The following is a 24,285-nucleotide window of genomic DNA, read 5'->3' on the forward strand; positions in this document are numbered from 1 at the left end:
TCACCGCCGGGTTCGCCCACGAGCTGCCGGTCGGGGCCCGGTGGGGTCGGTGCACTAACGCGGGCACGTCTCCGGTCGGGGGATGCCGTGGATCTGCGCCCACTGCGCCTGCAGCTCCCCGCCGAACTGGGGCTCCGGGCCGGTCAGCTCCGGTGTGCATCCCGAGGTGCTGAACCCGCCGATCACCTGACCGGGAACGGCGGTGAGGGCGACCGTGTAGGGCTCCTCGCCCGGTGTGGCAGCCTCGAGCACGGTGCGGATCGCAGGCCACCCCGAGGTCTCGGTGAGCGCCCGGTCGGGCGGGATGCTCGGGGCCATCCCGGTCGGGATCCGGAACCTGAGCCGCGGAGGAGACCCCGTGAAGACGTCGACGTCGAGTTCGAGCTCATGGTCGGGGTCGCTCGCGACGAAGCCGAGGTAGGACGCGTCGAGTGCGTGGAGCGTCGCACTCAGTGAGGCCGAGGCGGGGGACTCGACGGTGGAGCCGTCTCCGATCGCGAGAGTGAGCCCGTCGGTGCGGGTCTGCATCGCGAACTCATCGAGAAGATTCGCCTGCGCGGCAGGGGAGAGACCCTCGTTCGGCACGTGGATGGTGCGCCCGTCTCCTGCGGATGCCGAGATCGGCATCCCGCGCTGCGCCCGGCTGAGCCACTCCTCGACGAAGGCCACTCCCGTCGGCGGAGTCCCGGGAGCGAGCGAGAACGACGCGTCCTCATTGGTCGTGAGGGACATCCGCAGCGACGTCGCGCGCGAGCCGCTGACCTCGTACTCGTCGAATCCGCCGTCCTTCGACGACAGCCACGTGGTCATCACGTGGTGGGCCTCCTGCGCCGTCACTCCGGCCTCGAGCGTGACGCTCGTGTCTCTCGAGATGCCCGCGTCGAATCCGCCGTCGTCCACGACGCAGGATGCCGAGGCGACGCCGGGCAGCGGCTGGAGGACCTCGCAGGTCGCCGCTGCAGCGCGTTCCGCCTCGGAGACGTCCAGGGGCGAAGAGCAACCCGCGAGGGAGACGGTCACCACCGCGACGGCGAGGACCGCCCACACACGAGAATGCATACGGCGATACTTCCATGAGGTGATCGGCTCCTCGGTCCGCACCACCCGAGTCGCGCCGTTCAGGGCGCGATGGCGCCGCGCCGCGCTCAGGGATCGACGACCTCGAAGATCCCCCCGCCTCCGCGCGGCCAGGAGGGGTCGCGGGTGGGGTCGACGACGTCGACCGGTGCGGTGATCCCCGGACCGGAGTACCAGTCGGCGTCGATGACGGAGAAGGCGAACGGGTACCACCCGTCGGCGAGCATCCTGATCCGACGGGTCGCGTGGCCGGTCCCATCCAGGGTGATGGTCGCGTCGGTCTTGGGGGTGGAGGCCCAGATCGTGCCGTTCGGCGGCCCGGTGAGGGAGATGACGATCCCCGTCGTCCGGGCCTCCTCGAGTGGTATCGGCCCCTCGATCTGCTCGAACCCCTGCACCGTCGGGGTCTGCACGGTGATCGTCCCCGTCGTCGCGAGCGACTGCTCGGTGGGGGTGAAAGCCCACACGGCGTAGTCGTACGCCCCGGCGTCGAAGGCGAGAGGGCGGGTGTCGAAGGTCCACGATCCGTCCGGTGCGACATCGACCTCGTACCGTTGCGATGCGAACTCGATCGCGACGGAGTTTCCGGGGGTCGTGCGGCCGGTGATCTGGGGGGCGAGGTACGCCGTGACATCGGGTGGAGACGTGAGACCAGGGGTCAGCGTCGGCATCCCTCCGGGGTCGGTGCCGGGGCCGGGGACTTCGGGCCCGGCGGGCTGAGGCGCCGGGGGAACGTACTGCGAGACCGGCTCCGCGCGGAAGTCGACGAGCGGAACGTTCGGGTCCGAGTTCCAGCGCCCGAGCCGCGGCGGCAGCGGCACGGTCGTCACGGGCGTGGAGGTGGGTGTGGTGCCGGTCTGACCGAGCGACGCCCCATCGGGCGTCGGTGTCGTGACCGGTACCTGCACGTTCGTGTCGGCGAGGGCCGGTGCATCGATGTCCCCCGGCTGGAGGAAGAAAGAGCCGAGCAGGATGCCGCCGACGGCCAGCACGCCGACACCGCCGGCGAGCAGGCTGGCGATGCCGGTGCCGGCTCCCGTGAGGAGGATGCTGGCGGCCACCGCCGTGCCGGGAGCGAGTGCGCTCGTCGCGGGCAGCGCGACGCCGAGTGCGCCGAAGCCTGCGGCGGAGAGAGTGACGCCCTGCAGTCGCCGCGCGTCGGTGCGCAGGCTCACGAGCAGGTCGCTGCACATGTCGCACGACTCGAGGTGCGTCGTGATCTCGCGGGCGAGGAGCTGGTCGTCGGGCTCGGAGAGGTGCCGAGGGAGCAGGCGCGCGGCGTGGGTCTCATCCTCGCGCAGCACGACGGGCACCTGCCGCGTCAGCCACTGGAGTTTCAGCCCGGATCGTGCCCGGCGGTGCAGCGCTGAGACCGCGTTCGGCTTGATGCCGAGCTCGCGGGCGATCTCCGGTCTCGCGACGTCCGCGACCTCCGACAGCCAGAGCACCTTCTGCCAGCGCTCTGGCAGCTCTTGGAAGGCTCCGAGCAGCTCGTTGGCGTTGGACTCCCGCTCGACCAGGCTCAGCGCGTCGCGGAAGTCGACCGCATCCGCCTCCACGGTGTCGTCGAACCTGCTCGCCTCCTTGCGCCAGCGGATCGCGGTGTTGCGGATGACGGCCTTGAGGTAGGAGCGGAAGGCGAAGTCGGGGCCCGTGCCCGAGGTCGTGATCTGCTGGTAGATCGCGAGGAACGACTCGGAGGCGAGATCCTCGGCGCGGGAGGGGAGCATTCGACGGGCGTATCGCAGGGCCGCGCCGATGTGGCGCTCCCACAGGACCACGTAGGCGTCGCGCTCGCCGTCGCGCAGCTCTCGGAGCAGCTCGGCGTCGCTCCGGGGGTCTTCCATGCAGGCGACTCCGAACCGTCATATCGATATTTCCCACCCCATGATAGGAGAGCGCGGGGCCTCGCGGGGCGACTCGCCGCTACGCGAGTGCCAGCGCGGAGAAGACGACTCCGGCGACGGCGCAGAGCACGCCGGCCGCGATGAGCACGCCGCCGTTCCACCGGAGCTGCGCGGGTTGGGATCGAGACGGGTCGGCGGGGTCGTACGCGACGACGCAGGTGCCGCCGTGCGGCGGACGGAACATCACCTTCACCCTGGCGACGCCGGAGCGGCCGACGCCCTCGGCGGTGACGTAGTCGTACCGGGAGGGCGACCAGCGCAGCGACGGGCCGATCCACCGCCCCTCGACGCGCGTCCAGTGCGACGGCACGAGAGCGAGGACGCGGAAGCCCGCGAAGGCGACGAGGGCGCCCGTGATTACGAGCATGAAGGCGGCGATGAACACGTGCCCCCCGATCGGTCGTCCTGCACCAGTCGAGTGTAGAGGGAGCGCGCCGCCGGCTACTCGTTGGCCGCCATCGTCTGCGAGACCCAGTCGCGATACGCCGTGACGTCGGTGTAGAGCCCCGGGCCCTTCTCGCAGGAGGGCGACATGGCGCCCGGTCCGGACGTGACGCCGATCAGCTCCCAGCGTCCGTTGCTGCCGCGCTGGATCTGCGGGCCGCCGGAGTCGCCGTTGCACGCCATCGCATCGGCCTTGTGGCTCACCGTGCACAGACGCGTGACGCCGGCGAAGCCCGGATCGCACTCGGACGCGTCGCCACGGAACGTCTCCAACTGCCGCAGCTTCTTGGACATCTTCCAATTGGTCGGGTTCTGCTCGGGCGTGGTCAGGCCGAACCCGAGGATGCGCGTGGCGCTGCCGGGATCGGCTGCATGATCGGCGATCGCGATCGGTCGTTGAGAGACCGGCTTGTCGAGGCGGATCAACGCGATGTCGTTCTGATTCGGCATCCCCTGGGCGTAATCGGGATGCTGGAACACCTGCACCATGTCTCGGACGGTTCCACCCGAGGTGCGCTTGTCGCTGCCGATGCGCACCGTGCCCTCGGCGAACGATCCGATCTCCCGGTCCACGCAGTGCGCGGCGGTCACGACCCACTCCGGTGCGATCAGCGCCGCGCCGCAGCCGCCGTCGTCGAGTCCGGCGAGCGGCGCCGTGATCGGAATGCTCGCCATGAACGGGTACTTCTCGGACGCGGCGGAGCCTCCGACGATCGTCTTGACCGTGGTCGGCGCTGCGCTCGCCGCCTGTGCGGAGGCGAGCGAGAGCACGAGGCCGCAGGCCGTGACGGCGATGACGCCTGAGGCGCGGGTCAGCGTGCGACGAAGCGCGGTGTTCGAGGTCATGAGGGGTGCCTTTCCTGAGCGGTCGAGGTGACCGGACGTCATACCTCGACGTTAGAAAGGAACCCGCGGCAATCCCATACAGCGGGCTGCCGAAGCGGGGTGGAGCTGGCGCCACCCCACGGTGCCGCAGGGGAGGTGACGTGCCGGTGTCAGAGCACGATCTGGTCTGCCGTGGTCAGCTCGCGCCATCCGCCCGCGCGTGCCCCGGGGGCCGCGAGGACATCGGCATCCGTCAGCACGCCGAAGTCGACTCCGGTCACGCGGGCTATCTCCGCCACGGGCACCTGGAACGTGCGGAACGCCCCGAGCGGCGGAGCGGCGAGCAGCCCCTCGCTGGTGTCGACGAGCGCGGCTTGGTCGAGGATGAAACCCGCGCAGGAGAGACCGACTGCTCCCGACCAGGCCGCGACCTTCCAGTACCGCAGCGGGATGCGGATGCCGCGGTACGGCGGGTCGTCGTCGGCCAGCACGGGCGCGGTGAAGACCGAGATGCGCTGGGCCGTGGCCTCGGCGTAGGCGAGCACATGGTCTTCGAGTCCGAGCCAGAGCTCCTTGGACTGGTTGAAGCCGGCGGCCTGCGGTGCGGCGTTCGTGTAGAAGAACGTGGCCTCCATCGCCGCTCGCGCTTCGGCCGTCTCACCCCAGCCCGGGTCGCGGCGGCGCACGAGGTGACCGCGGTCGAGGTCGTTCCGCGCGTACACGGCGGGGCCGGTCTGCGCGGCGTCGTCGACGCGCGGGTCGAGGCGCCACTCTCCCGCGCGCGGGAGATCGAGCAGGCGGGGGCCGTCGATGTTCACCCCGGTCGCCGCCGCGAGTCGACGACCCCGGTCGAGCAGCACGGTGAAACGCGGGTAGTCGAGAGCGTGCACATCCTGGGCCGGATGCGGCAGCGCCACAGCGTTCGAGAGGAATCCGGGGTCGTAGCCGTCGGTCATGCGACCATCGTGCCCCATGCCGCCGACATGGTCTCCGGACGGCGCCCGACCGGGCGTGCCATCGGCGTGGGGGCTCCGTTCGCGACCGGTGCGGAGACGTCGGCGATGTCATAGCCTGGCGGGGTGATTCCCGCACCCCGCCGCATTCCTGCTGGACCAGAACTCGAACTCCTCATGCGACTGTACGGTTACCGTTTCACCCGCACGGGCGGTGTCGCCGGGGCCGAGGCGTCGCGAGAGGCCGCCGACGAGGCGGAGGCCGAGTCCTCGGGGTGGCCGATTCGTTCCGTCGAACGTTGCACACCTGTTGAGATCGTCGAGCGGTCGATCACCGCGGCTACGGCGCTTGACGAGGATGCCGTGCTCGGTGCGTTCATCGCAGGCCTCGGCAGCGCCTGGCACGGACGCCAGACCGTGATCTCCTTCGCGTGGGCACGGCACCTCGCGGCCGCTCCCGTGGCGGAGAACGGCGTGCCCGACTGCGGGCTGGCGGCGCGACAGGGGAGTGCGCTCGAGTTCGATGCGACCGAAGTGCTGCTCCGTCTCGCACTCGGCTGGGCCTGGAACGAGCAGCCGCATCACTACCTCCCCGATCTCGAGACCGCGGCCGCAGAGGGGCTTCCGGCTCCCACTGAAGATGACAGGGAGCGGCTGCGCACTCTGTTCGAGGTGATCTCTGCCCAGCCGGCCGGCACCCGGGCAAGCGAGCTCGAGCGAGCGATCGCCCGCGCCAAGGTGGTCGCGGGCGCGGACAAGTATCAGCGCTACGGTATCCTCATCGGACTCGCCGAGTACGGGGTGCTGCCGAGCACCCTCCCGCCCAGCTGGGACAGGTTCGTCTCCCGCGAAGAGGTCGCCGATGCGTGGTCGGGTGGGCCCCGATCTGACATCACACCGCCTCTCTCCGGATGGCGCGGCGGCATCGACGCGGATCGCGCGGCGCGACTGCTGGCGATCTGAGGCCCACCGGGCCCACGCGGGCTAGGACTCCGAGGGCTTCAGCGGCAGCTGCGGGCCGTGGTTCCAGGCGAGGATGGCGGGCTGCTCCCTGGTGTAGCCGAGAACCGACACCGAGCCGGCATCCAGTGTGATCTGCGCGCCGAACCGGGGCGCCTCGCGGAGGAACACGGCCGTGAGGATGCGCAGGTAGTGACCGTGCGCGATCAGCGCCACGTCGCCGTCGGCCATCGCCGGCAGCACCCTCGTCAGCACGCGCGACGCCCGTGCGGCGACCTCCTCGACGGTCTCGCCGGGGGTCTCACCGCGGATCACGCCGTGGTTGAACGCCGTCCAGTCGTAGCCGAGCTCGGCGCGGATGTCGGCGCTGGTCCGCCCCTCGTACCCGCCGTAGTCCCACTCGACCAGCAGCGGGTCGATCTCGGCGTCGAGTCCGGCGAGCTCCGCCGTCCGTCGTGCGCGCTGCAGCGGGGAGGTCAGGATGAGACCGAAGTCGTAGCCGCGCACCAGCCTGCCGGCCGCTGCGGCCAGCTCCTCGCCGTGGGCGGTCAGCGGTATGTCGGTGCGTCCGGTGTGGCGGCCGCTCTTCGACCACTCCGTCTCTCCGTGCCGCAGCAGCACGAGCTTGCCCTGCGGATTGTCGGGGGCGGGGCGATCGGGCAGGGCGTCAGGAGCATCCACACCGCCACCGTAACCCCTCGCGAACACCCACGGGCGATCCCGGGGGCCGCGGCCACTGACCTCGGTCACCGGATGTCGAACCCGGACTCCTCCGCCTCGGCGATGAGGAGGCGGCTGATCAGGCGCACGAGCGTCGGGCGCTCGGCCTCCGGCAGATGAGCGAGCAGGCGCGAGGCCTCCGCGTCGAACTCGGCCTCGCCCGCTGTGGCGCGTGCACGGCCCTCGTCCGTCAGGCGCACCTGCACCGCGCGACCGTCGTCGGGGGAGCGGACGCGCTCCACGAGTCCCCGCTTCTCGGCGCGGTCGACGAGCCCGCTGATGCTCGACTTGTCCAGGCCCAGGCGGGCGCCGAGCTCGCTCATGAGCGGCGTCCGGTCGCGCAGGATGCCGAGCATCCGGCCCTGCACCACCGACATCCCCTGGGCGGCCGAGCGCTCCTCGAGGATCCTCTGCACCAGGAAGGTCAGCTGTGCCAGGGCATCGGCCGGGGAGAGCGCGGCATCCGTCATGGGAACAGTCTAGCCAAATGGTTCGCGATGCGTACTATTATAGTTCGTGACACGAACCAATAAGGAGACACAGCCATGATCCACACCGATGCCGCCGTCGTCACGAGCTTCGACGAGCCACCGCACTTCCTTCCGTTCGACCTTCCCGAGCCGAAGGAGGGCGAGGTCGTCGTCGATGTGCTCGCGGCAGGCCTCCACCCGCGCGTGCGCTCCGGTGCGAGCGGAGCGCACTACACGAGCACCGGAGCGCTTCCGCTCATCCCCGGCGTCGACGGCGTCGGCCGCCGCGCCGACGGCGCACTCGTCTACTTCGCCGTCGATGACACCCGACACGGCACGATGGCGACGAAGGCCGTGATCAATCAGCGGCGCACGATCGCCCTGCCCGACGGTGCGGATGCCGTGAGGATCGCCGCGGCGATGAACCCCGCGATGTCGTCGTGGGTCGCGCTCCGTCGTCGCGTCGCGTGGACGCCCGGCGCATCGGTGCTCGTGCTCGGGGCCACCGGGAACGCCGGAGCGATGGCGGTGCAGGTCGCGAAGCTGCTGGGCGCCGGCGAGGTCGTGGCCGCCGGGAGGGATCGGGGTCGGCTCGCGCTGGTGGGCGAGTCCGGCGCCGACCGCACCATCGCCCTGGACGACGCCTCCGCGGATGCCGAGCTCGCCGACGCGGCCCGCGACGTCGATGTCGTCCTCGACTACCTCTGGGGCGCGCCCACCGAACGTGCGATCAGGGCGGTGCTGACCGCCAGGACCGACCGGAGCCGGCCGCTCGACTGGGTGGAGATCGGCTCCGTGGCGGGGCCCGACATCACGCTCCCCTCGGCGGCGCTGCGCTCGGCGCATCTGCGCCTGATCGGCAGCGGGCAGGGCTCGATCGGGCCGCGCGAGTACCTCGCCGAGCTCCCCTCCCTCGTCGAGGCGATCGGCGGCGGCCGCATCGCCGTGCAGACCCGCACCGCCCGCCTCGCGGACGTCGAGTCGGTCTGGAGCGAGCCCGAGGCGCCCGGCATCCGCACCGTGCTCGTGCCGTAGAGGCGTGATGCCGTGATCGACGTGGCCCGCGCCGTCGGGCGCCGCTCCTTCCGGGGCGCCCGACGGTGTGGTTTCATGAGCGCATGACCGATATCCGGGGGGACAGGTCGAGGGGTGGCATCGCCCTCCTCGTGTGCGCGATGACTCTGCTGTTCGCGGGATGCGCCACACCCGCGGCGCCGCAGTCGACGACGGCGACGCCCACCCCCACGCCGACCGCGGCCTGTCCGCAGATCGAGGGCGTCGAGATGCCCCCGGAGTGCGCCCCCTACGACCCGGAGAAGTCGATGGCGCAGAACGACCGCTATCGGGAGCGGATGGACCTCTCCGAGGAGGCCCGCGCGGCGGCCGAAGAGGCCATCGCGGTCGCTCGACCGGCTCTCGAGGAGCTGCGGACCTCGGGCGCGCTCTCGACCACCGCGGTGCAGGATGCGCTGGCGGATGCCGGTCTCGCCGGCGCCTACGTGCGCGACGACTACGGCACTCTGCTCTTCGGTGCGGACGCCCCTGAGGGCGGGTGCGTGTTCGGCTCGGTGACCGCCGACGCCCTGTCGATCGAGGCGGGCGGCTACATCATGGACGGCGGGTGCCTGCCCGCGCAGTGACGCCCGAGTGCGCGGGAATTCCGCGTACGCGGGTGCGCTCGCCGCTCGCCGGGAGCCGCCTCATCAACCGTTCCGGGCCCCCCTCGGGTCGGACGCTGTCCCAGGATCGACGCCGTGAGCAATGTACTTTCGGTCGCGGCTCTGGGGTGGCGCTGTCGCTTGGACCCATCCGTCTTCTATGAGACGACGGAGGCGCGCTCTGAGAGCTCCGACGGATAGATTGCTCCACTCAGAGATCTCATGGATGGTCTGGGCTCGGTTTCCAGCCAGGCCGCGGATGATTTCCGCATCGATTTCGTTGGGGAGAGGGGCTCCTTCGGAGAGGACGAATGCTTCGCCACCTGATCCACGGAGTATGCCTTCATCGCGAAGCCGGAGGAGAATCGCTCTCACTTCGTCGGAGTCGATGCGAAGGGCTTCCCGCAAGGAATCCACCGACACCCTTCCTTCACGACGCGCGATGAGCAGGGCCGCGTCCTCGTGGGGATCAAGGTCGCGATCAGTGAGTTGTCGAAGCCAGTGTCGATGCTCGGGTATCTCGGCACCGTGGCGTGCGAGTGTCAGCCTGACCTGGTCAGGGCTGACAGAGAATCTCGGACGTTCGAGGGCGTGCGCTTCCATCTCGGAGATCATCAGTCGGACTCCGCCGCCTTGCCCCTCGACAGTGAACCCGTCATGCTCTCGTGGCGCGATGTGCTGCATCAATGGGAGCAGGGTCTGGTTTCGGCAACGAGAGGTTCCGTCCCCGATGTTCTGAGGGGTGACGCCACCCCACAGCCCGCCAGGATTCGTGATCTCGATGCGGTCGGAGAAGACGTCGACAGTGATTGGTTGACCGAGAAACATCGGAGAGTACTCGCGGTGCAGGACCGCGTTGGCGATCGCCTCGCGAAGGACGGTCACGGGGATCTCCGGGACTTCTCGTCGTCCCGTGCCTTCGACGATCGAGTACGTTCTCAGGTTGCGTAGCACTGCGTTGACCGCGTCATCGACGATGTCTGGCAGCGTTCCTGTGCATTCGACTCGATCGAGGAATCGCACATCCGCTCCCGGGAGGGACTTCTCGCGACCTGGGTGGACGGCGACATCCACGAGCAGTCGGGGGAAGAACTGCTGGGGATACAAGCCGGTAGCCAGCAGGCCTGCAAGGCGAACATGGCCCTCCTTGTCCAGTACGTTCAGGCGAGCGAGCCGCTGTCGCCGGCTCGTTGCGCCATGGAGGACCTTGGCGTTGATTCGACGAGCGATGAGGGCGTCGAGCACCTCGGCGTCAAGGTCACCCTCGTCCGCGTCCTCGACGACCCTCTTGTCCGCGTCGGACGGCGTGAGCTCGTGGCGCAGTTCGAACACTTCCGTCGCGGACAGCTTGATGTCTTTGTCGTCGACTCGCTTGTACGCCCCCGCGGGTAGCCCTTTGGCGGTGACCCAGCAGGGCCGGCTTCCCGGTTGGTTGGGTGTGATCGTGATGGCGAGAACGGGGAGCCCATCGACAAACTCTCTACTCATCCCGTAAGCGGGAGGGTTAGTGACTTTGACTCCTTGGGCGCCGCCGTCACCGATACCTTCGACGAACTGGTCACGCACGACATCAATCGCAAACCTCTCAAGGGGTGTGAACCCATCGCTTTCGGAGAGTCCCAGTACGAGCAGACCCCCGTTGGTGTTCGCGAACGCGCTCACGCTGTCCCAGACGTCAGCGCTGAGTCTTCTCTCGCTCGATTTCACTTCGACGAGACCGTCGTCAGTTCCTTGGGCACGCAGGCGATCGATCGTGCTTTCGAACCCACGGTTCATCAGTGCCTCACTCCGCTCACTCTTTTGAGTGAAGCTCACTGTACGTCACTGCACGAGAGGTGGCAACAGTGAGGTTCAGTGAGGCTCAGTGAGGTTCAGTGAGGCTCAGCGACGATCGCACACGGCTGGGGGTGTGCCGGAACTGGCCGCGGAGTGGGGAGACCCTGGGAAGGGCGCTCAGGGGCGCACGCGCACCGTGCGTCCCTCGAACGAGACGAGGTCGCCGTCGTGCAGCTGGCGCCCTCGGCGGCGTTCCTCCTCGCCGTTGACGTTCACGTAGCCGTCGATGATCGCCTCCTTGGCGTCACCGCCGGTGTCGATGAGACCGGAGTACTTGAGGAACTGTCCGAGGCGGATCATCTCGCCGCCGATGGAGATGTCGTCGATCGAGGTGGCCATGAGCAAATGCTAGCCCGGGCGGGCTACGGCAGGCGCTCCTCGGCGGGCCCGACCGGCGGGGGAGCCGAGGATGCCGCACGCGCAGCCTCCTCGCGACGGGCGATCTCTGCGGGGACAGACAGCGACAGCGGCGCGAAGGGGATGAACGCTCGTTCGAAGGCGCGCGCGAAGAAGGCCCGCACCTCGGCGCGGGGGTTCCACACGCGCGTGGGGATGGTCTCGGTCTTCATGGTTTCAGTCAATCGCACCTCGGCGGGGCGGAACCAGGTTCTGCGAGGGCACCCCTCAGATGCAGGGGTCTCGTCGAGTGGCGCCGCGCACGGAGCGCTCGGCGCGCCGCCCGAGCAATACGATTGAGCGGTGACCGACCCGACCACGTCCGCCGAGCGTCTCGTGCGCCGTTTCGCCCGCGAGACCAACCTGCTCGTCGCCGGTCGCACCTTCGCGGTGGAGGGCGCGGATGCCGTCTCGCACGAGCTCCGCCGCCTGCTGGCCGCTCTGGGCGCTCACCTGGGCTCCGATGGCGTGACCTTCGCACCGGGGCAGGATCCCGACATCCTCATCCACGGGACGGCTCTGCCCGCACGGGTGACCGCGGCCGACCGCGTCGACAACGCGGGCGCGCACATGCCGGTCTCGACACTGGTCGCGGCGCGCCTGCGCGAGGAGGGCGTCGTGCGCGGCATCCGGATCGGCATCGCGATGGTGCTGGAGCCCAAGACCGCCCAGCTCGCACTGCTGCTGCGCGACGCCGGAGCCGATGTCGTCGTGTACGCCCACCCCGACGAGATCGACGTCGAGGTGGCCGATGTGCTGCGTGCCCGCGGCATCCCCGTCGACGGAGACCCTGAGCTCTCGGGTGCGGAGGAGCGCGCCGCCGCCGTGGCGTTCCTGCGGCGCGGCTTCGACCTGCTGCTCGACGACGGCTCCCACCTGATCCGCCTCGCCCACGAGGAGAGGCTCGCCGCCGGTCTGCGCGGCGCCGCGGAGGAGACCACGAGCGGACTCACCCCGCTGCGGCTGATGCAGAGCCGCGGACTGCTCGGCATCCCCGTCATCGCCGTGAACGACGCGGCCATGAAGACGTCGTTCGACAACCGCTACGGCACCGGTCAGTCGTGCGTGTTCGCGATCGCCGATGTGCTCGACGCCGCGGGCATCGGCGTGCGCGACCAGCTCGCCGTCGTGGTCGGCTACGGCCCGGTGGGCGAGGGGGTCGCCGCGCACCTGCGCGCGCTCGGCGCAGAGATCGCGGTGGCCGAGACCGACCCCGTGCGGGCGCTGCGGGCGGCGCACGACGGATTCCGCATCGGACCGCTCCGCGAGCTCGCGCCGGGTGCGCTGGTCGTCTCCTCCACCGGTGCGCCGCACACGGTCGACGCGGAGACGCTCGCCGTCGCGCGGATCGTCGCGGTGGCGGGCGGAGTGCCGGGCGAGGTCGACGTCGACGCCTCGGCGCTGCGACCGGTCGGCGCGCACCTCGACCGGGCGGGAGACGGCGCCCTCCTGATCGCCCGCGGCGGCTGTGTGAACCTCGCCGCCGCCGAAGGCAACCCGATCGAGATCATGGACCTCTCCTTCGCGGTGCAGCTCGGGGCCGTCGAGCAGCTGCTCGCACGCGAGCTCCCCGCCGGACTCCATCCGTTCCCCGCCGAGGCCGATCGCGCCATCGCGCTCGCCGCCGCCGATGCGCGGGGCGACCGTCTCGACGAGCGCAGCGCCGCACAGCGCGAGGCGCAGGACGAGTGGCGCTCCCGCCGCTACCTGGGGGTCTCGGCATGATCACCGTCTACTCCGCAGGACTCGTCGTCCCGGTCACGGCGCCGCCCATCGTCGACGGCGCCGTCGCCGTGCGCGACGGGCGCATCATGCACGTGGGGGAGCGTGCCTGGGTGCTGCGCTCGCTGTCCGAGCGCGGACTCGCCCACGACGAGGTGCACTGGCCCGGAGTCCTCACCCCTGGACTCGTCAACGCGCACACCCACCTGCAGTACACGGGCATGGCCGTCGTCGGCCGCGGGCAGTACACCGGATTCGACGACTGGGTGCAGGCGTTCGACCCGGTCTACGAGGCCGGACGGGACTGGGGGGCGGATGCCGCGGCCGGCGCCGAGATGGCGCTCCGCTCCGGAACCACGGCCGTCGCCGACGTCGTCACCGATCCGTCGGCGGCATCCGCCCTGCACGACGCACGACTGCACGGCATCACCTACTGGGAGGTGATGAGCTGGACCAACGCCGACTGGGCCCGCACCGGACGCGCACAGGTCGAGCAGGCTCTCGACGCCCTGCCCACGCCTCCGGGCACCGGGCTCTCGCCCCACGCCCCGTACTCGCTCGACATCGAACCGCTGCTGGAGATCCCCGACATCGTCCGTGAGCGCGGCGGGCGCATCCACATCCACCTCGGCGAGGCCGCCTTCGAGAGCGAGTTCGCGCACGAGCATCCGCAGGCCTGGCACACGGCAGGGCTCACGAGCTTCCAGGAGCTGCGCGAGGCGGGCTTCGGCACCAGCGCGACCGAGTTCGTCGACCAGCTCGGAGTGCTCGGGCCCGACTGCCACATCGCGCACGGCGTGTACATGAGCGCCCGCGACCGGGCGATCCTGCGCGAGCGTCGAACGACCGTGGCGCTGTGCCCGAGGTCGAACGCCGTGATCGGGCTCGAGGAGCCGCCGATCGCCGCGTATCTGCGCGAGGGCAGCCCGATCGCCGTCGGCACGGACTCGCTGTCGTCGAGCCCGTCGCTCGACGTGCTCGCGGACGTCGCCGAGCTCGCGCGCATCGCCCGCTCGCAGGGCTACACGGACCGCGATCTGCACGCCCGGCTGCTCGGAGCCGCGACCATCGGCGGAGCCCACGCCATGGGCATCGACGTCGGCCCCGATCGCACCGGCTACCTCGCGGTCGGCGCGCTCGCCGACCTCACGTTCTTCGACGTGCCGGCCGGGCCCGATTCCATCCAGGAGCTCGTCGAAGACGGCGCCGGGCGTGCCGCGGCCACCATCGTCTCGGGCGAGGTCCGATGGGCGAGCGACAGCTTCGGCGCCGCGGTCGTCGAGCGAGCGAAGCGAGACGACACGTCCGAGGATCCGCACGAACGCTCTGAAGGAGCCGTCCAGTGACCGCTGACCGACCCGCCACCGCCGAGCGCCTCGACCTCGCCCCGCACCCTGAGGGCGGCTGGTTCCGCCGCACGTGGACGAGCCCGCTCGCCGTCGAGACGCCGAACGGCCCGCGCCCGGCCGGCACCTGCATCCACTACCTTCTGCAGCCCCACGAGCGCAGCGAATGGCACGTCGTCACGAGCGACGAGCTGTGGCTGTGGCACGGACCGGGCCGGCTCGAGCTGAGCCTCGGCGGCGACGGCGAGCAGCCGGGTGCGGCGACCGCGATCGTGCTCAGCGGGACGGATGCCGCGCAGGTGCTCGTGCCCGCCGGCGTCTGGCAGGCCGCCCGACCTCTCGACGACCAGGAGGTGCTGGTCTCCTGCTTCGTTTCCCCAGGTTTCGACTTCGCCGATTGGCGACTCGCCGAGTCCCCTACTCTTAACCAAAACCCGAACACTCTTCAGGAGTAAACGTGACCGTCTCCCGCACCCTTCGCCGCGCCGCAGCGGCCGCCATCGCGGTCGCCGCCGCCGTGTCCCTCGCCGCCTGCGCGAGCGGCCCGACCACCTCGCCCACGGCCGGCGCCGACGGCGAGCTGCAGACCGTCACCGCCGGCAAGCTCACCATCGCGACCGGCGAGCCCAACTACGAGCCCTGGTTCGTCGACGACGACCCCTCCAACGGCAAGGGCTTCGAAGGAGCGGTCGCGAACGCGGTCGCGAAGGAGCTGGGCTTCGACGCCGCCGACATCGTCTGGACCCGCACCGGCTTCGACGCCGCGATCGCCCCCGGGCCGAAGGACTGGGACATCAACATCCAGCAGTTCTCCGTCACCGACGAGCGCAAGAAGGCCGTCGACTTCTCGTCGCCGTACTACACGACCACGCAGGCCGTCGTCGCGCTGAACAGCTCGCCCGCGGCATCCGCCACGACCATCGACGCCCTCAAGAAGGCGAAGGTCGGCGTCGCCGCAGGCACCACCAGCTACACCGTCGCCAAGGCGCAGCTCGGCGAGGCGAACCTCAGCGTCTTCAACACGGTCGACGACGTCGTGCTCGCGCTGCAGGCCGGTCAGATCGACGCGATGATCACCGACCTGCCCGGCGCGTTCTACGTCACCGGCGCCGTGGTCGACGACTCCTCCGTCACGGGCCAGTTCGCCAGCTCCGACGGCGGAGACGAGTTCGCCTTCGTGCTGCCGAAGGGCTCGGCCCTCACCCCCGCCGTCACCAAGGCCGTCGATGCTCTGCGCGCCGACGGCACGCTCGACGAGCTGCAGCAGAAGTGGCTCAGCGACGCGGTCGACGTCCCCGTCCTGAAGTGACGAACACCTCCGCCGAGACGGCGTGGCAGCCGAGCGAGCTCGAGCTGTCGCGCCGCGCTCTGCGGCGCAGGGCGACGACCCGGTCTGTCCTGATCGCGTTCGTCAGCAGCGTCGTGCTGATCGGCGTCGTCGCGATCATCGTCGTCAACACCCCGGGGTGGGCGGTCGTCCGGCAGACGTTCTTCGACCCCGAGATCGCGCTCAAGAGCATCGGGCCGATCTTCCAGGGTCTGCTCACCAACCTCCTCGTGCTCGTCATCGCCGCGGTCGGCGTGGCGATCCTGGGCACGCTGCTCGCCACCATGCGCTCGCTCCGAGGTCCGGTGTTCTTCCCGCTGCGCGCGCTCGCCGCGGCGTACACCGACTTCTTCCGCGGCGTCCCGCTGCTGATCGTGCTCTACCTGATCGGCTACGGCATCCCCGCGCTGATGATCTTCCCGCGCATGCCTCCGGCGTTCTGGGGAACCATCGCGATCATCGTCACGTACTCGGCCTACGTCTCCGAGGTGCTCCGCGCCGGCATGGAGGCCGTGCACCCCTCGCAGCGCGTGGCGGCGCGCTCCCTCGGACTCAGCCACGCGCAGACGCTGCGGATCGTCGTGATCCCGCAGGGCGTGCGCAAGGTCGTGCCCGCCCTCATGAACGACTTCGTGTCGATGCAGAAAGACGTCGGGCTCATCTCGGTGCTCGGCGTGATCGACGCGGTGCGCGCCGCGCAGCTGCAGGTCGCCGACACCTACAACTACACGCCCTACGTCGTCGCGGGGCTGTTCTTCATCATCCTCAGCTGGCCGATGATCCGATTCACGGATGCCGTCACGGCGCGGCTCAACAGGCGCGAGCAGGCCGGAGGCGTCGTATGACCGTTCCCGTCATCGAGGCCAGGGGCGTGCGCAAGCGCTTCGGCGATCACGACGTGCTCCGCGGGCTCGACCTCGCCGTCGAGCCGCACGAGGTGGTCGTGCTGATCGGCGCCTCGGGCTCCGGCAAGTCGACGCTGCTCAAGACGATGAACCTCATCGAGCGGGTCGACGACGGGCAGATCTTCCTCAGCGGAGACGACATCACCGATCCGCGGGTGGATGCCGACAGGGTGCGCGCGCGCATCGGCGTCGTGTTCCAGCACTTCAACCTCTTCCCGCACCTGACCGTGCTCGAGAACATCACCCTCGCGGCGCGCAAGGTGCACCGCCGTTCCGCGTCGGAGGCGCGCGCCCGGGGCCGCGAGCTGCTCCAGACCCTCGGCCTCGGCGACAAGGCCGACGAGTACCCCGACCGGCTCTCCGGCGGTCAGCAGCAGCGCGTCGCCATCGTGCGGGCGATCCTCACCGAGCCGGAGGTGCTGCTGCTCGACGAGATCACCAGCGCGCTCGACCCCATGCTCGTCGGCGAGGTGCTCGATCTCGTGCGCGAGCTCAAGCGCCGCGGCACCACGATCGTGATGGCCACGCACGAGATGTCGTTCGCTCGAGAGGTCGCCGATCGCGTCGTCTTCCTGAAGGAGGGCGTGCTGGTCGAGCAGGGTCCGCCCGAGCAGATCTTCGACGCCCCGCAGCATCCGGCGACCGCCGAGTTCCTGGCGCGCGTCCGGCACTGAGTCCCGTCGAGGCTAGGCGGTCTCCTCGGGGCGCTGCACCTGGGGTGCCGGGAGCAGCGTGTCGACCTGAGGTTTGTCGCCCTTCTGCGCCCGTGCCCAGACCACGAATCCGATCGCGGTGAACACCCCGTAGAACACGTACATGAACCCCGTGGCGTAGAAGCCCGAGCTGAACAGCAGCGGCACGCCGACCACGTCGACGGCGATCCAGATGAGCCAGAACTCGGTCCATCCCCTCGCCATGCCGTACGTCGCCATGAGCGAGCCGACGAAGGTCCAGGCATCCGCCCACACCGGCTCCCACGAGCCGAGCAGCCGGAACAGCGGCGTGAGCGCGACGGTGCCGATCACCATGATGAGCACGATGCCGATGCGCGCGCTCCACGGCGCCCACCGCGGCGTCACCTGGCCGCCGCCCGATGAGGCCTGGCGCCAGCGCACCCACCCGTAGATCGCGACCGCGATGAACATCACCTGGCGGCCGGCCTGTCCGAGCAGGCTCGGCAGCTCGTGCTCCGGGCTCAGGATCGAGCCGAGGAAGACCGTGAGCAGCAGCAGGTTCCCGATGATGCCGACCGGCCAGGCCCACACTCGACGCCGCATCCCGCCGAGCGCGCTCGCCAGTCCGAAGACGTTACCGACGACCTCGCGGATCAGGAGCGTCTGCCCGCCGGGGAGCGTCCAGTGCGAGTTGAAGACCTCGACGAGCCAGGTGAGGAGGTTCATGCGCGGGGCGCGGGGGCGTCGTCGAGGGTCAGCTGCAGGAACGTCAGATCGAGCCATCGGCCGAACTTCACGCCCACCTGCGGCATCCGCCCGGTCTCGATGAAGCCGAGCCGTTCGTGCAGCACGATGGAGCCGGTGTTCTCGCTCGCCACAGCAGCCACCATGACGTGCTTCCCGATCGCGCGGGCGCGAGCGATCAGCTCGTTCATGAGCGCCTTGCCGATGCCGCGCCCGCGCTGATCGCCGCGGACGTACACCGAGTGCTCGACCGTGTGCCGGAACCCGTCGTGCGGGCGCCAGTCGCCGAACGTCGCGTACCCGAGGACGCCGTCGTCGTCGGATGCCACGAGCACCGGGTATCCGGCGCGGAAACGGTCGGCGAGCCAGGCGGCGCGGTCGTCGACGTCGACGGTGCGCTCGTTCCAGATCGCGGTGGTGTTCTGCACGGCGTCGTTGTAGATCTCGGTGATCGTCTCGAGGTCGACGATCTCGGCGTCTCTGATGTGCACGTCGGTCTCCTCTGCGCTTTCGGGAGCGCGAGGCCGACGCTACCAGGATGCGACTGCTTCCCGACGATTCGTGTCAGCGGAGGGCGCCTGCAGGGTCGAACGGCTTCCGCTGCCGAGGTGCGGGGGACTTTCTCTCTTCACAATGGGCATCGTGCGATGAGTTCTCCACACGAGTCGAAGGACGCGGCGATCGTGGCCGCGGTGCACCGGCATGACCGCCAGAATTCAGGGACGTTCTCACCTTCGACCTTGTCCCCGCGAACGTTACATGTAACAATCTGGTGCATGACCGGAAGGGAACGGGTCGCCGAGTACCGGCGGAGGATGCGCGAGAGAGGACTGCGGCCGCTTCAGGTCTGGGTGCCAGACGTCAGAGACCCGTCGTTCGCGGTGGAGGCCTCTCGTCAGACCGCTCTCATCGCCGCGCATCCCTTCGCTCAGGCCGAGCAGGCGTACATCGAGTCGATCTCCGAGCCGTGGGGCGACTCGGAGTGATCCGCGGAGAGCTCTGGACCGTCGCAGGCGGCGTCTACTCGTCGAAACCGAGACCCGCCCTCATCGTCCAGGACGATCTGTTCGGCGGTACCGATTCGGTGACGGTGCTGCCTCTGACGACGCACGCGGTCGATGCTCCGCTGCTGAGGATCCGGATACCGTCGACCGAGCTCAACGGCCTCGAGAAGGACAGCGACGTCATGATCGACAAGCTCACCACGGTGCGGCGGGTGAACGTGAGCACGCGTATCGGTCGCCTTGCCACGGCGCAGCTCGCCGAGGTGGAACGCGCCCTGATCGTCTTCCTCGGGTTGGCGCGATGAAGAGCGCTCCGCGTGCCGATGATGTTCTCCGCCGCATCGTCGCAGAGGTGGATGCGGAGGAACTCGGGGCCTACGGCATCCACGTCTTGATCGGCGACGACACTGCCGCGCACCGGTGGCGAAGCGACGACCGTGTGAATCTGTATTCGGTGTCGAAGGGGGTCAGCGCGCTCGCCGCGGGGATCGCGGTCGATGAGGGCATCCTCTCGCTGGACTCCAGAGCCGTCGACGTTCTTCAGGTGGCGAGGCCCGGCGTCGATGCCGAGAAGGTGACTCTGCAGCACTTGCTCACGATGACCAGCGGAATCGACTTCGAATGGTTCGGCGATCACCCCGTGACGTGGCCGGATCTCGCCGTCGAGATGCTCTCCCGGCCCTCCAACGACGGCGGCCGGGCGTTCCAGTACTCCGATGCGAGCACGTACGTCGCGATGCGGATGCTCGGCGCCGTCGTCGGCGACGTCAGAGACTGGCTGATGCCGAGGCTGTTCACTCCCCTGGGTATCCACAATCCGCAATGGCATCGCTGTCCGAGGGGATGGATCGTTGGCGGCAGCGGTCTGGAACTGCGCACCGAGGAGCTCGCACGCATAGGGCGGGTGCTTCGCGATCGCGGTGCGGGGTTCGTAAGCGCAGAGTGGATCGAGCGGATGCACTCCGACTGGCTCCCGTCTGGCGCCGACGGCGACTACGCGGCGTACGGGTTCGCCACGTGGAAAGGGCCCGGTCGGTGCTGGCGTCTCGACGGACGATACGGGCAGTACGTCGTCATCGACGACGCGGCGGATGCTGTCGTCACGATCACCGCGCATGAAGAGAGCCGCGACCACCGTCTGGCGGAGATCGCCGCCGGAGCACTCTTCACCGCCTCGGCATAGGGCGTCGACCGCTCTACGCGCGCTCCACGGCCAACCGTCCGGCGAGCAGCACATAGGTCGCGGCGAAGGTGCGGCGCAGCCACGTCATCACGCGCGGCCGGGTGATGACGTGCGTGCGCATGGCCGCGGCGAAGGCGCCGTAGATGGCGAAGACCACGAAGGTCACCGCCATGAACACCAGGCTCAGCCACACCATCTGCCACGTCGCATCCGGGGCCCCCGCCGGCACGAACTGCGGCAGGAAGGCGAAGAAGAAGATCGTGAGCTTCGGGTTCAGCACGTTGATGAGCACGGCGGTGCGGATGACGCGCCACGATGACACCGGCTCGGCGCTCTGCTCGACGTCGAGCGCCGACCGGTCTCGGAGCGTCTGCCAGGCGAGGTACAGCAGGTAGGCGACGCCCAGCCACTTGATGGTCTGGAACGCGATGGCCGAGGCGTTGAGGATCGCGGCGAGACCGGTGATGGCGGCGATCATGTGCGGGATGACGCCGAGCGTGCAGCCGAACGCGGCGATGACGCCGGCTCTGGTCCCGCGCGAGAGCCCGGCGGCGATCGAGTAGACCGCTCCGGTGCCCGGCGTGGCCACCACGACCAGGGTGGTGAGGAGGAATGCGATGGTCACAGGTTCGCCTTCGTGCTCAGGGCGTCGCGCACGACGATCGCGCGGCGCAGGTCGACCATGATCGGGTCGAAGAAGCGCTCCCGGTATCGGGGTTCGCTCACCGCCGAGAAGATGAACGGCAGCGTCGCGATCAGCGAGAGCAGGGTGGCCGCCTTGATGAGGTTGACGGTGACGGTGAGCTTGGCGCCGCCGATCACGAGCGGCTCGACCGGGAGCGGCTGGGTGGCGCTGCCCGGTCCGACCCAGAGCTCGACGACGCCGAACGGGATCGCGACCGACCCGATGACGATCAGCAGGGCGCACAGCAGCGCCGCGAAGAACAGCGCCTGCAGCAGCTGCGCGAACGTCATGACGAGCAGGATGTTCATCCGCTGCGGCCACCGGAGCGGATGCCGGGAGCCGGACGCCGCGCCGATGCGCTCGGCGGGAGTGTCGAGCAGGAGTGCGGCGCGCTGCTCGGGCGTCGGGGCGTAGGTCTCGTCGTCGATCTCGCCCGCGCTCACGCGCAGCACGACGATGGTCGCGAGGGCTCCGATGACCAGGCCGACGAGGGCGAGCGAGGAGCCGTGCAGTGCGGACGCCATCTGCCAGACCTCGGCGGAGAAGAACGCGAACACCACGAGCATCAGGATCACCGGGAGGGCGATCGACGCCATGTGGCCGATGGCGGAGGCGTTGCGCACGGCGAGGCGCGAGGCCCAGGAGATGAGGGCGCCGCCGCCCATGCCGGTGATGAGCACGCACACCGCGATGATCACCAGGGTCTCGAGCACCGGGCTGACTGTGGCCTGGCGGTCGACGGCGTAGCCGCCGGCGATGAGGGCCGCGGCGCACAGCACGATGACGGATGCCGCGACCGCCGTCCCGATGCCGACGGGCAGCCGTCGCACCGCGAACCGCACGAGCGCGAAGGCGAGCCAGGCGATGGCGAGCGCGAGCAGGAGCAGCACGAGCACGAGCACGGCGATCACGGTGTCGTCTTCGTCGTCGTCGCCGTAGAGCCCGATGGCGATGCCGAGCGCGAGGGTGAGCCCGCCCGTGAGGAGGAACCCTGCGACGGTGACCCAGGTGAGCAGCGGGGCGACGCGTCGAGGCAGATCGGTGAACCAGCGGCGCAGGGGCACGAAGGTCGGCAGACCCTGCTCGCGGAACCAGCGGTCGGCGTCGCGTCTCACGGTCGCGGCGGGCACGGAGGCCGGACGTGGTCGCGATCGACGGCGACGGCGTGCGGAAGACATGGAGCCGAGGATACGGCACACGGTCGCGGGTCGCGCCCCGGCTTCGGCATGTTCGCCGGCTCCGATGTGCGGGCGCTCGGTGCGCCGCGCCTGCTCTGCGATGATCGACGTCGAGGGTCTGCCCGTCGCGGCAGCGGCCGCCGCCATCCGTGCCACCGCCAGGTGCCCTCGAGAGCCCCGCCGCAGCGCAGAAGGAGATCGCCATGACCAGGACGCGATGGGCCGTGCTCGGCCCGGGAGTGATCAGCGGGGACTTCGCCACGGGGCTCCGGAGCTCGCACCTCGGCGTGCTGCACGCCGTCGGCAGCTCCGCGCCGGAGCGGGCTGCGGCCTTCGCCGCCGAGCACGGCGCCGCGGCATCCGGCACCTACGACGAGATCCTCGCCAGAGAAGACGTGGATGCCGTCTACATCGGCACCGTGCACACGACGCACTCGGCTCTCGCGATCCGCGCGCTCGAGGCGGGCAAGGCGGTGCTGTGCGAGAAGCCGATCACCCCGACAGCCGCGGAGACCGATCTGGTGCTCGCGGCCGCGGCGCGCTCGGGGCGCCCGTTCGTCGAGGCGTTCAAGCAGCGCTTCGGTCCCTTCGCCGACCTGCTGCGCGGGATGATCGCCGACCGTGAGCTGGGGGAGCCGCTCTCGCTCGTCGCGGGCTTCGGCTACGACCAGTCCCCGCGCACCGGTCGTGCGTTCGACCCGGCGCTCGCCGGGGGAGCGATCCTCGACGTGGGCTGCTATCCGGCATCCCTCGCGATCGAGGTGGCGACCGTGTCCGGGCGCGGTGGGCTTCCGGCCGCCTTCGGCGACGTGAGCGCCGAATGGGTGAACGGGGTGGATGCCGACACCACGGCGCACCTGACGATCGGCGACCTCGCGGTCGAGCTGCGCACGGCCGTCATCCGCGAGATGCCTGGGGCCGCCGTGCTGCACTGCGCCGACGGCGACATCGTGATGCCCGATGCCTGGGGCAGCCGCACCGAGAGTCCCTCCTCGCTCATCCTGCGACGCGGTGCGGAGGAGCGTGTGGTGACCGTCCCGGTCGTGCAGCCGATGGGCGCGGAGGCGGATGCCGTGTCGCTCGCGCTCGCCGAAGGGCGGGTCGAGGCTCCGGAGATGACCTGGGCCGACAGCGCGGCGATCGCCCGACTCTGCACGGGCTGGCTGGACGCGGCGCGTCGCCCGTAAGCGCCGACGTCGTGTGCACTCGCCGAGTGCACGTGATGTCGACGTCGACAAGCCGTGCTTTCGGCGACGTCACGTGATGTCGCCGTGGAACGGCGAGCGGGCGTCAGTGGCGAACCGCGCTCGGCGACTCCTCGCCCTCGTGGAACTCGACCTTCTTGCCCAGCATCCGTCCGATGCCGAGCACGATGCCGACGATGACGAGGCCGACCGCGAGGCCGGCGATCGCCGAGAACAGGGTGTCGCCGATCCACACGATCACCGGGCCCGCGGCGTGGAGGAGCTCCTCGATGCCGTGCAGGATGTCGGCGCCGAAGTGCACGCCCACCTCGGCGAGGTTCACGAGCACGAGGTGCCCGCCGACCCAGAGCATCGCGACGGTGCCCAGGATGCTGATGAACCGGAACACCGCGGGCATCGCGTTCACCAGGCGGGTGCCGTTGCGGCTGACCCGCTTGTCCGAGCTCTCGGCCATCTTCAGGCCGATGTCGTCGATCTTCACGAGCAGGGCGACCGCTCCGTAGACGACGCCGGTCATGACCAGGGCGATCACGGCGAGGATCGCGAGCGTCATCCAGATGTCGAGCCCCTTGTCGAGGCTCGCGAGCGAGATGAGCATGATCTCGGTTGACAGGATCAGGTCGGTCCGGACGGCGCCGAACACGAGCTTCCGCTCGTCGCGGGCGCCCTCGTCCTCATGGCCGTGCTGCACGCCGAACCACTCGAGCACCTTCTCGGCGCCCTCGAAGCAGAGGTAGGCCCCGCCGAGGATCAGCAGGTACGGCAGCACCCAGGGGGCGAAGGCCGTGAGCAGCAGCGCCACCGGGATGATGATGAGGAACTTGTTCGCGAGAGATCCGAGCGCGATCTTGCCGACCACCGGCAGCTCGCGGGCGGGCGAGATGCCCTGCACGTACTGCGGTGTCACGGCGGCGTCGTCGATCACGACGCCGGCGGCCTTGGCCGAGGCCTTCATCGCCGCGCTCAGGATGTCGTCGACGACGGCGAGCAGTCCAACGGACATGGGCGTCCCCCTGTTTCGAGTGTCGGGGAGCAACTCTACCGAGTCCGCAGAAACTCACAGCGC

At 69.9% G+C, this 24,285-nt stretch carries 28 protein-coding genes; 13 read left to right on the plus strand and 15 right to left on the minus strand.

The genetic code is table 11. The features are described 5' to 3' along the window. Positions 1-54: 54 nt before the first annotated feature. From LC438_RS00805 to LC438_RS00825, 5 genes are all read right to left on the minus strand, one after another. A complete protein-coding gene (locus LC438_RS00805) occupies positions 55-1,059 on the minus strand; it encodes a hypothetical protein (protein WP_223585519.1) in 1,005 nt (334 codons plus the stop codon). An 86-nt stretch (positions 1,060-1,145) separates the two neighbouring features. After that, positions 1,146-2,924: an RNA polymerase sigma factor gene (locus LC438_RS00810; protein WP_223585520.1), complete on the minus strand. Its 1,779-nt coding sequence runs from the start codon at positions 2,922-2,924 to the stop codon at positions 1,146-1,148. A gap of 79 nt (positions 2,925-3,003) precedes the next feature. Beyond that, positions 3,004-3,369: a DUF3592 domain-containing protein gene (locus tag LC438_RS00815; RefSeq protein WP_223585521.1), complete on the minus strand. Its 366-nt coding sequence runs from the start codon at positions 3,367-3,369 to the stop codon at positions 3,004-3,006. 56 nt (positions 3,370-3,425) lie between these two features. Continuing rightward, on the minus strand, positions 3,426-4,274 hold the full coding sequence (locus LC438_RS00820; RefSeq protein ID WP_223585522.1) for a trypsin-like serine protease: 849 nt from the start codon (positions 4,272-4,274) through the stop codon (positions 3,426-3,428). Between the two features lie 149 nt (positions 4,275-4,423). Beyond that, positions 4,424-5,209 carry a DNA/RNA non-specific endonuclease gene (locus LC438_RS00825; RefSeq protein ID WP_223585523.1) on the minus strand — a complete coding sequence of 262 codons (786 nt, stop codon included), beginning with the start codon at positions 5,207-5,209 and terminating at the stop codon, positions 4,424-4,426. A gap of 174 nt (positions 5,210-5,383) precedes the next feature. On the opposite strand from LC438_RS00825, the gene LC438_RS00830 reads away from it, so the two are divergent. Then, positions 5,384-6,169, plus strand: coding sequence for a hypothetical protein (locus LC438_RS00830; protein ID WP_223585524.1), 786 nt, complete (start codon positions 5,384-5,386; stop codon positions 6,167-6,169). 21 nt (positions 6,170-6,190) lie between these two features. Here LC438_RS00830 and LC438_RS00835 read toward each other — a convergent pair whose 3' ends face one another. Beyond that, positions 6,191-6,847 (minus strand): histidine phosphatase family protein, encoded by a 657-nt coding sequence (locus LC438_RS00835; protein WP_223585525.1) that lies wholly within the window; start codon positions 6,845-6,847, stop codon positions 6,191-6,193. A gap of 65 nt (positions 6,848-6,912) precedes the next feature. Beyond that, a complete protein-coding gene (locus LC438_RS00840; protein WP_223585526.1) occupies positions 6,913-7,356 on the minus strand; it encodes a MarR family winged helix-turn-helix transcriptional regulator in 444 nt (147 codons plus the stop codon). A gap of 75 nt (positions 7,357-7,431) precedes the next feature. Between LC438_RS00840 and LC438_RS00845 the strand changes: the two genes are divergently transcribed. After that, positions 7,432-8,391 carry a zinc-binding alcohol dehydrogenase family protein gene (locus tag LC438_RS00845; RefSeq protein WP_223585527.1) on the plus strand — a complete coding sequence of 320 codons (960 nt, stop codon included), beginning with the start codon at positions 7,432-7,434 and terminating at the stop codon, positions 8,389-8,391. Between the two features lie 83 nt (positions 8,392-8,474). Then, entirely contained in the window at positions 8,475-8,996 is a 522-nt protein-coding gene (locus tag LC438_RS00850) for a hypothetical protein (RefSeq protein WP_181155933.1), read from the plus strand. 63 nt (positions 8,997-9,059) lie between these two features. Here the strand turns inward: LC438_RS00850 and LC438_RS18710 are convergent, their stop codons facing one another. The 3 genes from LC438_RS18710 to LC438_RS00865 all read right to left on the minus strand — a co-directional run bounded on the left by LC438_RS18710 (position 9,060) and on the right by LC438_RS00865 (position 11,419). Further along, positions 9,060-10,829 (minus strand): ATP-binding protein, encoded by a 1,770-nt coding sequence (locus LC438_RS18710; RefSeq protein ID WP_223585528.1) that lies wholly within the window; start codon positions 10,827-10,829, stop codon positions 9,060-9,062. Positions 10,830-10,967: 138 nt separating this feature from the next. After that, on the minus strand, positions 10,968-11,189 hold the full coding sequence (locus tag LC438_RS00860; protein WP_105675951.1) for an RNA-binding S4 domain-containing protein: 222 nt from the start codon (positions 11,187-11,189) through the stop codon (positions 10,968-10,970). 23 nt (positions 11,190-11,212) lie between these two features. After that, positions 11,213-11,419, minus strand: coding sequence for a hypothetical protein (locus tag LC438_RS00865; protein WP_223585529.1), 207 nt, complete (start codon positions 11,417-11,419; stop codon positions 11,213-11,215). A gap of 130 nt (positions 11,420-11,549) precedes the next feature. Here LC438_RS00865 and LC438_RS00870 point away from each other — a divergent pair, with 130 nt between their 5' ends. The 6 genes from LC438_RS00870 to LC438_RS00895 are packed head-to-tail and all read left to right on the plus strand — an operon-like array spanning position 11,550 to position 17,220. Beyond that, on the plus strand, positions 11,550-12,971 hold the full coding sequence (locus LC438_RS00870; RefSeq protein ID WP_223585530.1) for an adenosylhomocysteinase: 1,422 nt from the start codon (positions 11,550-11,552) through the stop codon (positions 12,969-12,971). Beyond that, positions 12,968-14,314, plus strand: coding sequence for an amidohydrolase family protein (locus LC438_RS00875; protein ID WP_223585531.1), 1,347 nt, complete (start codon positions 12,968-12,970; stop codon positions 14,312-14,314). Before LC438_RS00870 ends, LC438_RS00875 begins: the two co-directional genes overlap by 4 nt. Then, positions 14,311-14,769 (plus strand): cupin domain-containing protein, encoded by a 459-nt coding sequence (locus tag LC438_RS00880; RefSeq protein WP_223585532.1) that lies wholly within the window; start codon positions 14,311-14,313, stop codon positions 14,767-14,769. The genes LC438_RS00875 and LC438_RS00880 overlap by 4 nt, the downstream gene beginning before the upstream one ends. 2 nt (positions 14,770-14,771) lie before the next feature. After that, positions 14,772-15,623 carry an ABC transporter substrate-binding protein gene (locus tag LC438_RS00885; protein ID WP_223585533.1) on the plus strand — a complete coding sequence of 284 codons (852 nt, stop codon included), beginning with the start codon at positions 14,772-14,774 and terminating at the stop codon, positions 15,621-15,623. Next, on the plus strand, positions 15,620-16,486 hold the full coding sequence (locus tag LC438_RS00890; RefSeq protein WP_223585534.1) for an amino acid ABC transporter permease: 867 nt from the start codon (positions 15,620-15,622) through the stop codon (positions 16,484-16,486). Before LC438_RS00885 ends, LC438_RS00890 begins: the two co-directional genes overlap by 4 nt. Continuing rightward, complete coding sequence (locus LC438_RS00895) at positions 16,483-17,220, plus strand: amino acid ABC transporter ATP-binding protein (protein WP_105675864.1); 738 nt, start codon at positions 16,483-16,485, stop codon at positions 17,218-17,220. The genes LC438_RS00890 and LC438_RS00895 overlap by 4 nt, the downstream gene beginning before the upstream one ends. 12 nt (positions 17,221-17,232) lie before the next feature. Here the strand turns inward: LC438_RS00895 and pnuC are convergent, their stop codons facing one another. Beyond that, the gene (gene pnuC, locus LC438_RS00900) at positions 17,233-17,946 is read right to left on the minus strand and encodes a nicotinamide riboside transporter PnuC (RefSeq protein ID WP_223585535.1); all 714 of its coding nucleotides are present in this window, start codon (positions 17,944-17,946) and stop codon (positions 17,233-17,235) included. Then, positions 17,943-18,455, minus strand: a complete 513-nt coding sequence (locus LC438_RS00905) for a GNAT family N-acetyltransferase (protein WP_223585536.1) — start codon at positions 18,453-18,455, stop codon at positions 17,943-17,945. The genes pnuC and LC438_RS00905 overlap by 4 nt, the downstream gene beginning before the upstream one ends. A 285-nt stretch (positions 18,456-18,740) precedes the next feature. Between LC438_RS00905 and LC438_RS00910 the strand changes: the two genes are divergently transcribed. Genes LC438_RS00910 through LC438_RS00920 form a run of 3 tightly spaced genes read left to right on the plus strand, consistent with a single transcriptional unit; the run spans position 18,741 to position 20,151 of the window. Then, entirely contained in the window at positions 18,741-18,950 is a 210-nt protein-coding gene (locus tag LC438_RS00910) for an antitoxin MazE-like protein (RefSeq protein ID WP_105675871.1), read from the plus strand. Further along, positions 18,932-19,273, plus strand: coding sequence for a type II toxin-antitoxin system PemK/MazF family toxin (locus LC438_RS00915; RefSeq protein WP_223585537.1), 342 nt, complete (start codon positions 18,932-18,934; stop codon positions 19,271-19,273). Before LC438_RS00910 ends, LC438_RS00915 begins: the two co-directional genes overlap by 19 nt. Continuing rightward, positions 19,270-20,151 (plus strand): serine hydrolase, encoded by an 882-nt coding sequence (locus LC438_RS00920; RefSeq protein WP_105675875.1) that lies wholly within the window; start codon positions 19,270-19,272, stop codon positions 20,149-20,151. Before LC438_RS00915 ends, LC438_RS00920 begins: the two co-directional genes overlap by 4 nt. Before the next feature lie 13 nt (positions 20,152-20,164). Here LC438_RS00920 and LC438_RS00925 read toward each other — a convergent pair whose 3' ends face one another. Together LC438_RS00925 and LC438_RS00930 are read right to left on the minus strand one after the other, a co-directional pair. Next, complete coding sequence (locus tag LC438_RS00925) at positions 20,165-20,776, minus strand: LysE family translocator (protein WP_223585538.1); 612 nt, start codon at positions 20,774-20,776, stop codon at positions 20,165-20,167. Then, positions 20,773-22,014 carry a hypothetical protein gene (locus LC438_RS00930; protein ID WP_146114348.1) on the minus strand — a complete coding sequence of 414 codons (1,242 nt, stop codon included), beginning with the start codon at positions 22,012-22,014 and terminating at the stop codon, positions 20,773-20,775. The genes LC438_RS00925 and LC438_RS00930 overlap by 4 nt, the downstream gene beginning before the upstream one ends. Positions 22,015-22,217: 203 nt before the next feature. On the opposite strand from LC438_RS00930, the gene LC438_RS00935 reads away from it, so the two are divergent. Further along, a complete protein-coding gene (locus LC438_RS00935) occupies positions 22,218-23,201 on the plus strand; it encodes a Gfo/Idh/MocA family protein (RefSeq protein ID WP_223585539.1) in 984 nt (327 codons plus the stop codon). 103 nt (positions 23,202-23,304) lie between these two features. On the opposite strand, the gene LC438_RS00940 is transcribed toward LC438_RS00935, so the two are convergent. Further along, on the minus strand, positions 23,305-24,222 hold the full coding sequence (locus LC438_RS00940) for a DUF808 domain-containing protein (protein WP_105675883.1): 918 nt from the start codon (positions 24,220-24,222) through the stop codon (positions 23,305-23,307). Positions 24,223-24,285: the final 63 nt, after the last annotated feature.

Source organism: Microbacterium sp. OVT16B (genome assembly GCF_019969705.1).
In the GTDB taxonomy this organism is placed as follows: Bacteria; Actinomycetota; Actinomycetes; order Actinomycetales; family Microbacteriaceae; genus Microbacterium; species Microbacterium natoriense.

Coding starts and splice junctions, on each gene's coding strand:
- LC438_RS00805 (WP_223585519.1), bottom strand. CDS start 1,059: ATGCATTCTCGTGTGTGGGCGGTCCTCGCCGTCGCGGTGGTGACCGTC.
- LC438_RS00810 (WP_223585520.1), bottom strand. CDS start 2,924: ATGGAAGACCCCCGGAGCGACGCCGAGCTGCTCCGAGAGCTGCGCGAC.
- LC438_RS00820 (WP_223585522.1), bottom strand. CDS start 4,274: ATGACCTCGAACACCGCGCTTCGTCGCACGCTGACCCGCGCCTCAGGC.
- LC438_RS00825 (WP_223585523.1), bottom strand. CDS start 5,209: ATGACCGACGGCTACGACCCCGGATTCCTCTCGAACGCTGTGGCGCTG.
- LC438_RS00830 (WP_223585524.1), top strand. CDS start 5,384: ATGCGACTGTACGGTTACCGTTTCACCCGCACGGGCGGTGTCGCCGGG.
- LC438_RS00840 (WP_223585526.1), bottom strand. CDS start 7,356: ATGACGGATGCCGCGCTCTCCCCGGCCGATGCCCTGGCACAGCTGACC.
- LC438_RS00845 (WP_223585527.1), top strand. CDS start 7,432: ATGATCCACACCGATGCCGCCGTCGTCACGAGCTTCGACGAGCCACCG.
- LC438_RS00850 (WP_181155933.1), top strand. CDS start 8,475: ATGACCGATATCCGGGGGGACAGGTCGAGGGGTGGCATCGCCCTCCTC.
- LC438_RS00860 (WP_105675951.1), bottom strand. CDS start 11,189: ATGGCCACCTCGATCGACGACATCTCCATCGGCGGCGAGATGATCCGC.
- LC438_RS00865 (WP_223585529.1), bottom strand. CDS start 11,419: ATGAAGACCGAGACCATCCCCACGCGCGTGTGGAACCCCCGCGCCGAG.
- LC438_RS00875 (WP_223585531.1), top strand. CDS start 12,968: ATGATCACCGTCTACTCCGCAGGACTCGTCGTCCCGGTCACGGCGCCG.
- LC438_RS00895 (WP_105675864.1), top strand. CDS start 16,483: ATGACCGTTCCCGTCATCGAGGCCAGGGGCGTGCGCAAGCGCTTCGGC.
- pnuC (WP_223585535.1), bottom strand. CDS start 17,946: ATGAACCTCCTCACCTGGCTCGTCGAGGTCTTCAACTCGCACTGGACG.
- LC438_RS00910 (WP_105675871.1), top strand. CDS start 18,741: ATGACCGGAAGGGAACGGGTCGCCGAGTACCGGCGGAGGATGCGCGAG.
- LC438_RS00920 (WP_105675875.1), top strand. CDS start 19,270: ATGAAGAGCGCTCCGCGTGCCGATGATGTTCTCCGCCGCATCGTCGCA.
- LC438_RS00930 (WP_146114348.1), bottom strand. CDS start 22,014: ATGTCTTCCGCACGCCGTCGCCGTCGATCGCGACCACGTCCGGCCTCC.
- LC438_RS00935 (WP_223585539.1), top strand. CDS start 22,218: ATGACCAGGACGCGATGGGCCGTGCTCGGCCCGGGAGTGATCAGCGGG.
- LC438_RS00940 (WP_105675883.1), bottom strand. CDS start 24,222: ATGTCCGTTGGACTGCTCGCCGTCGTCGACGACATCCTGAGCGCGGCG.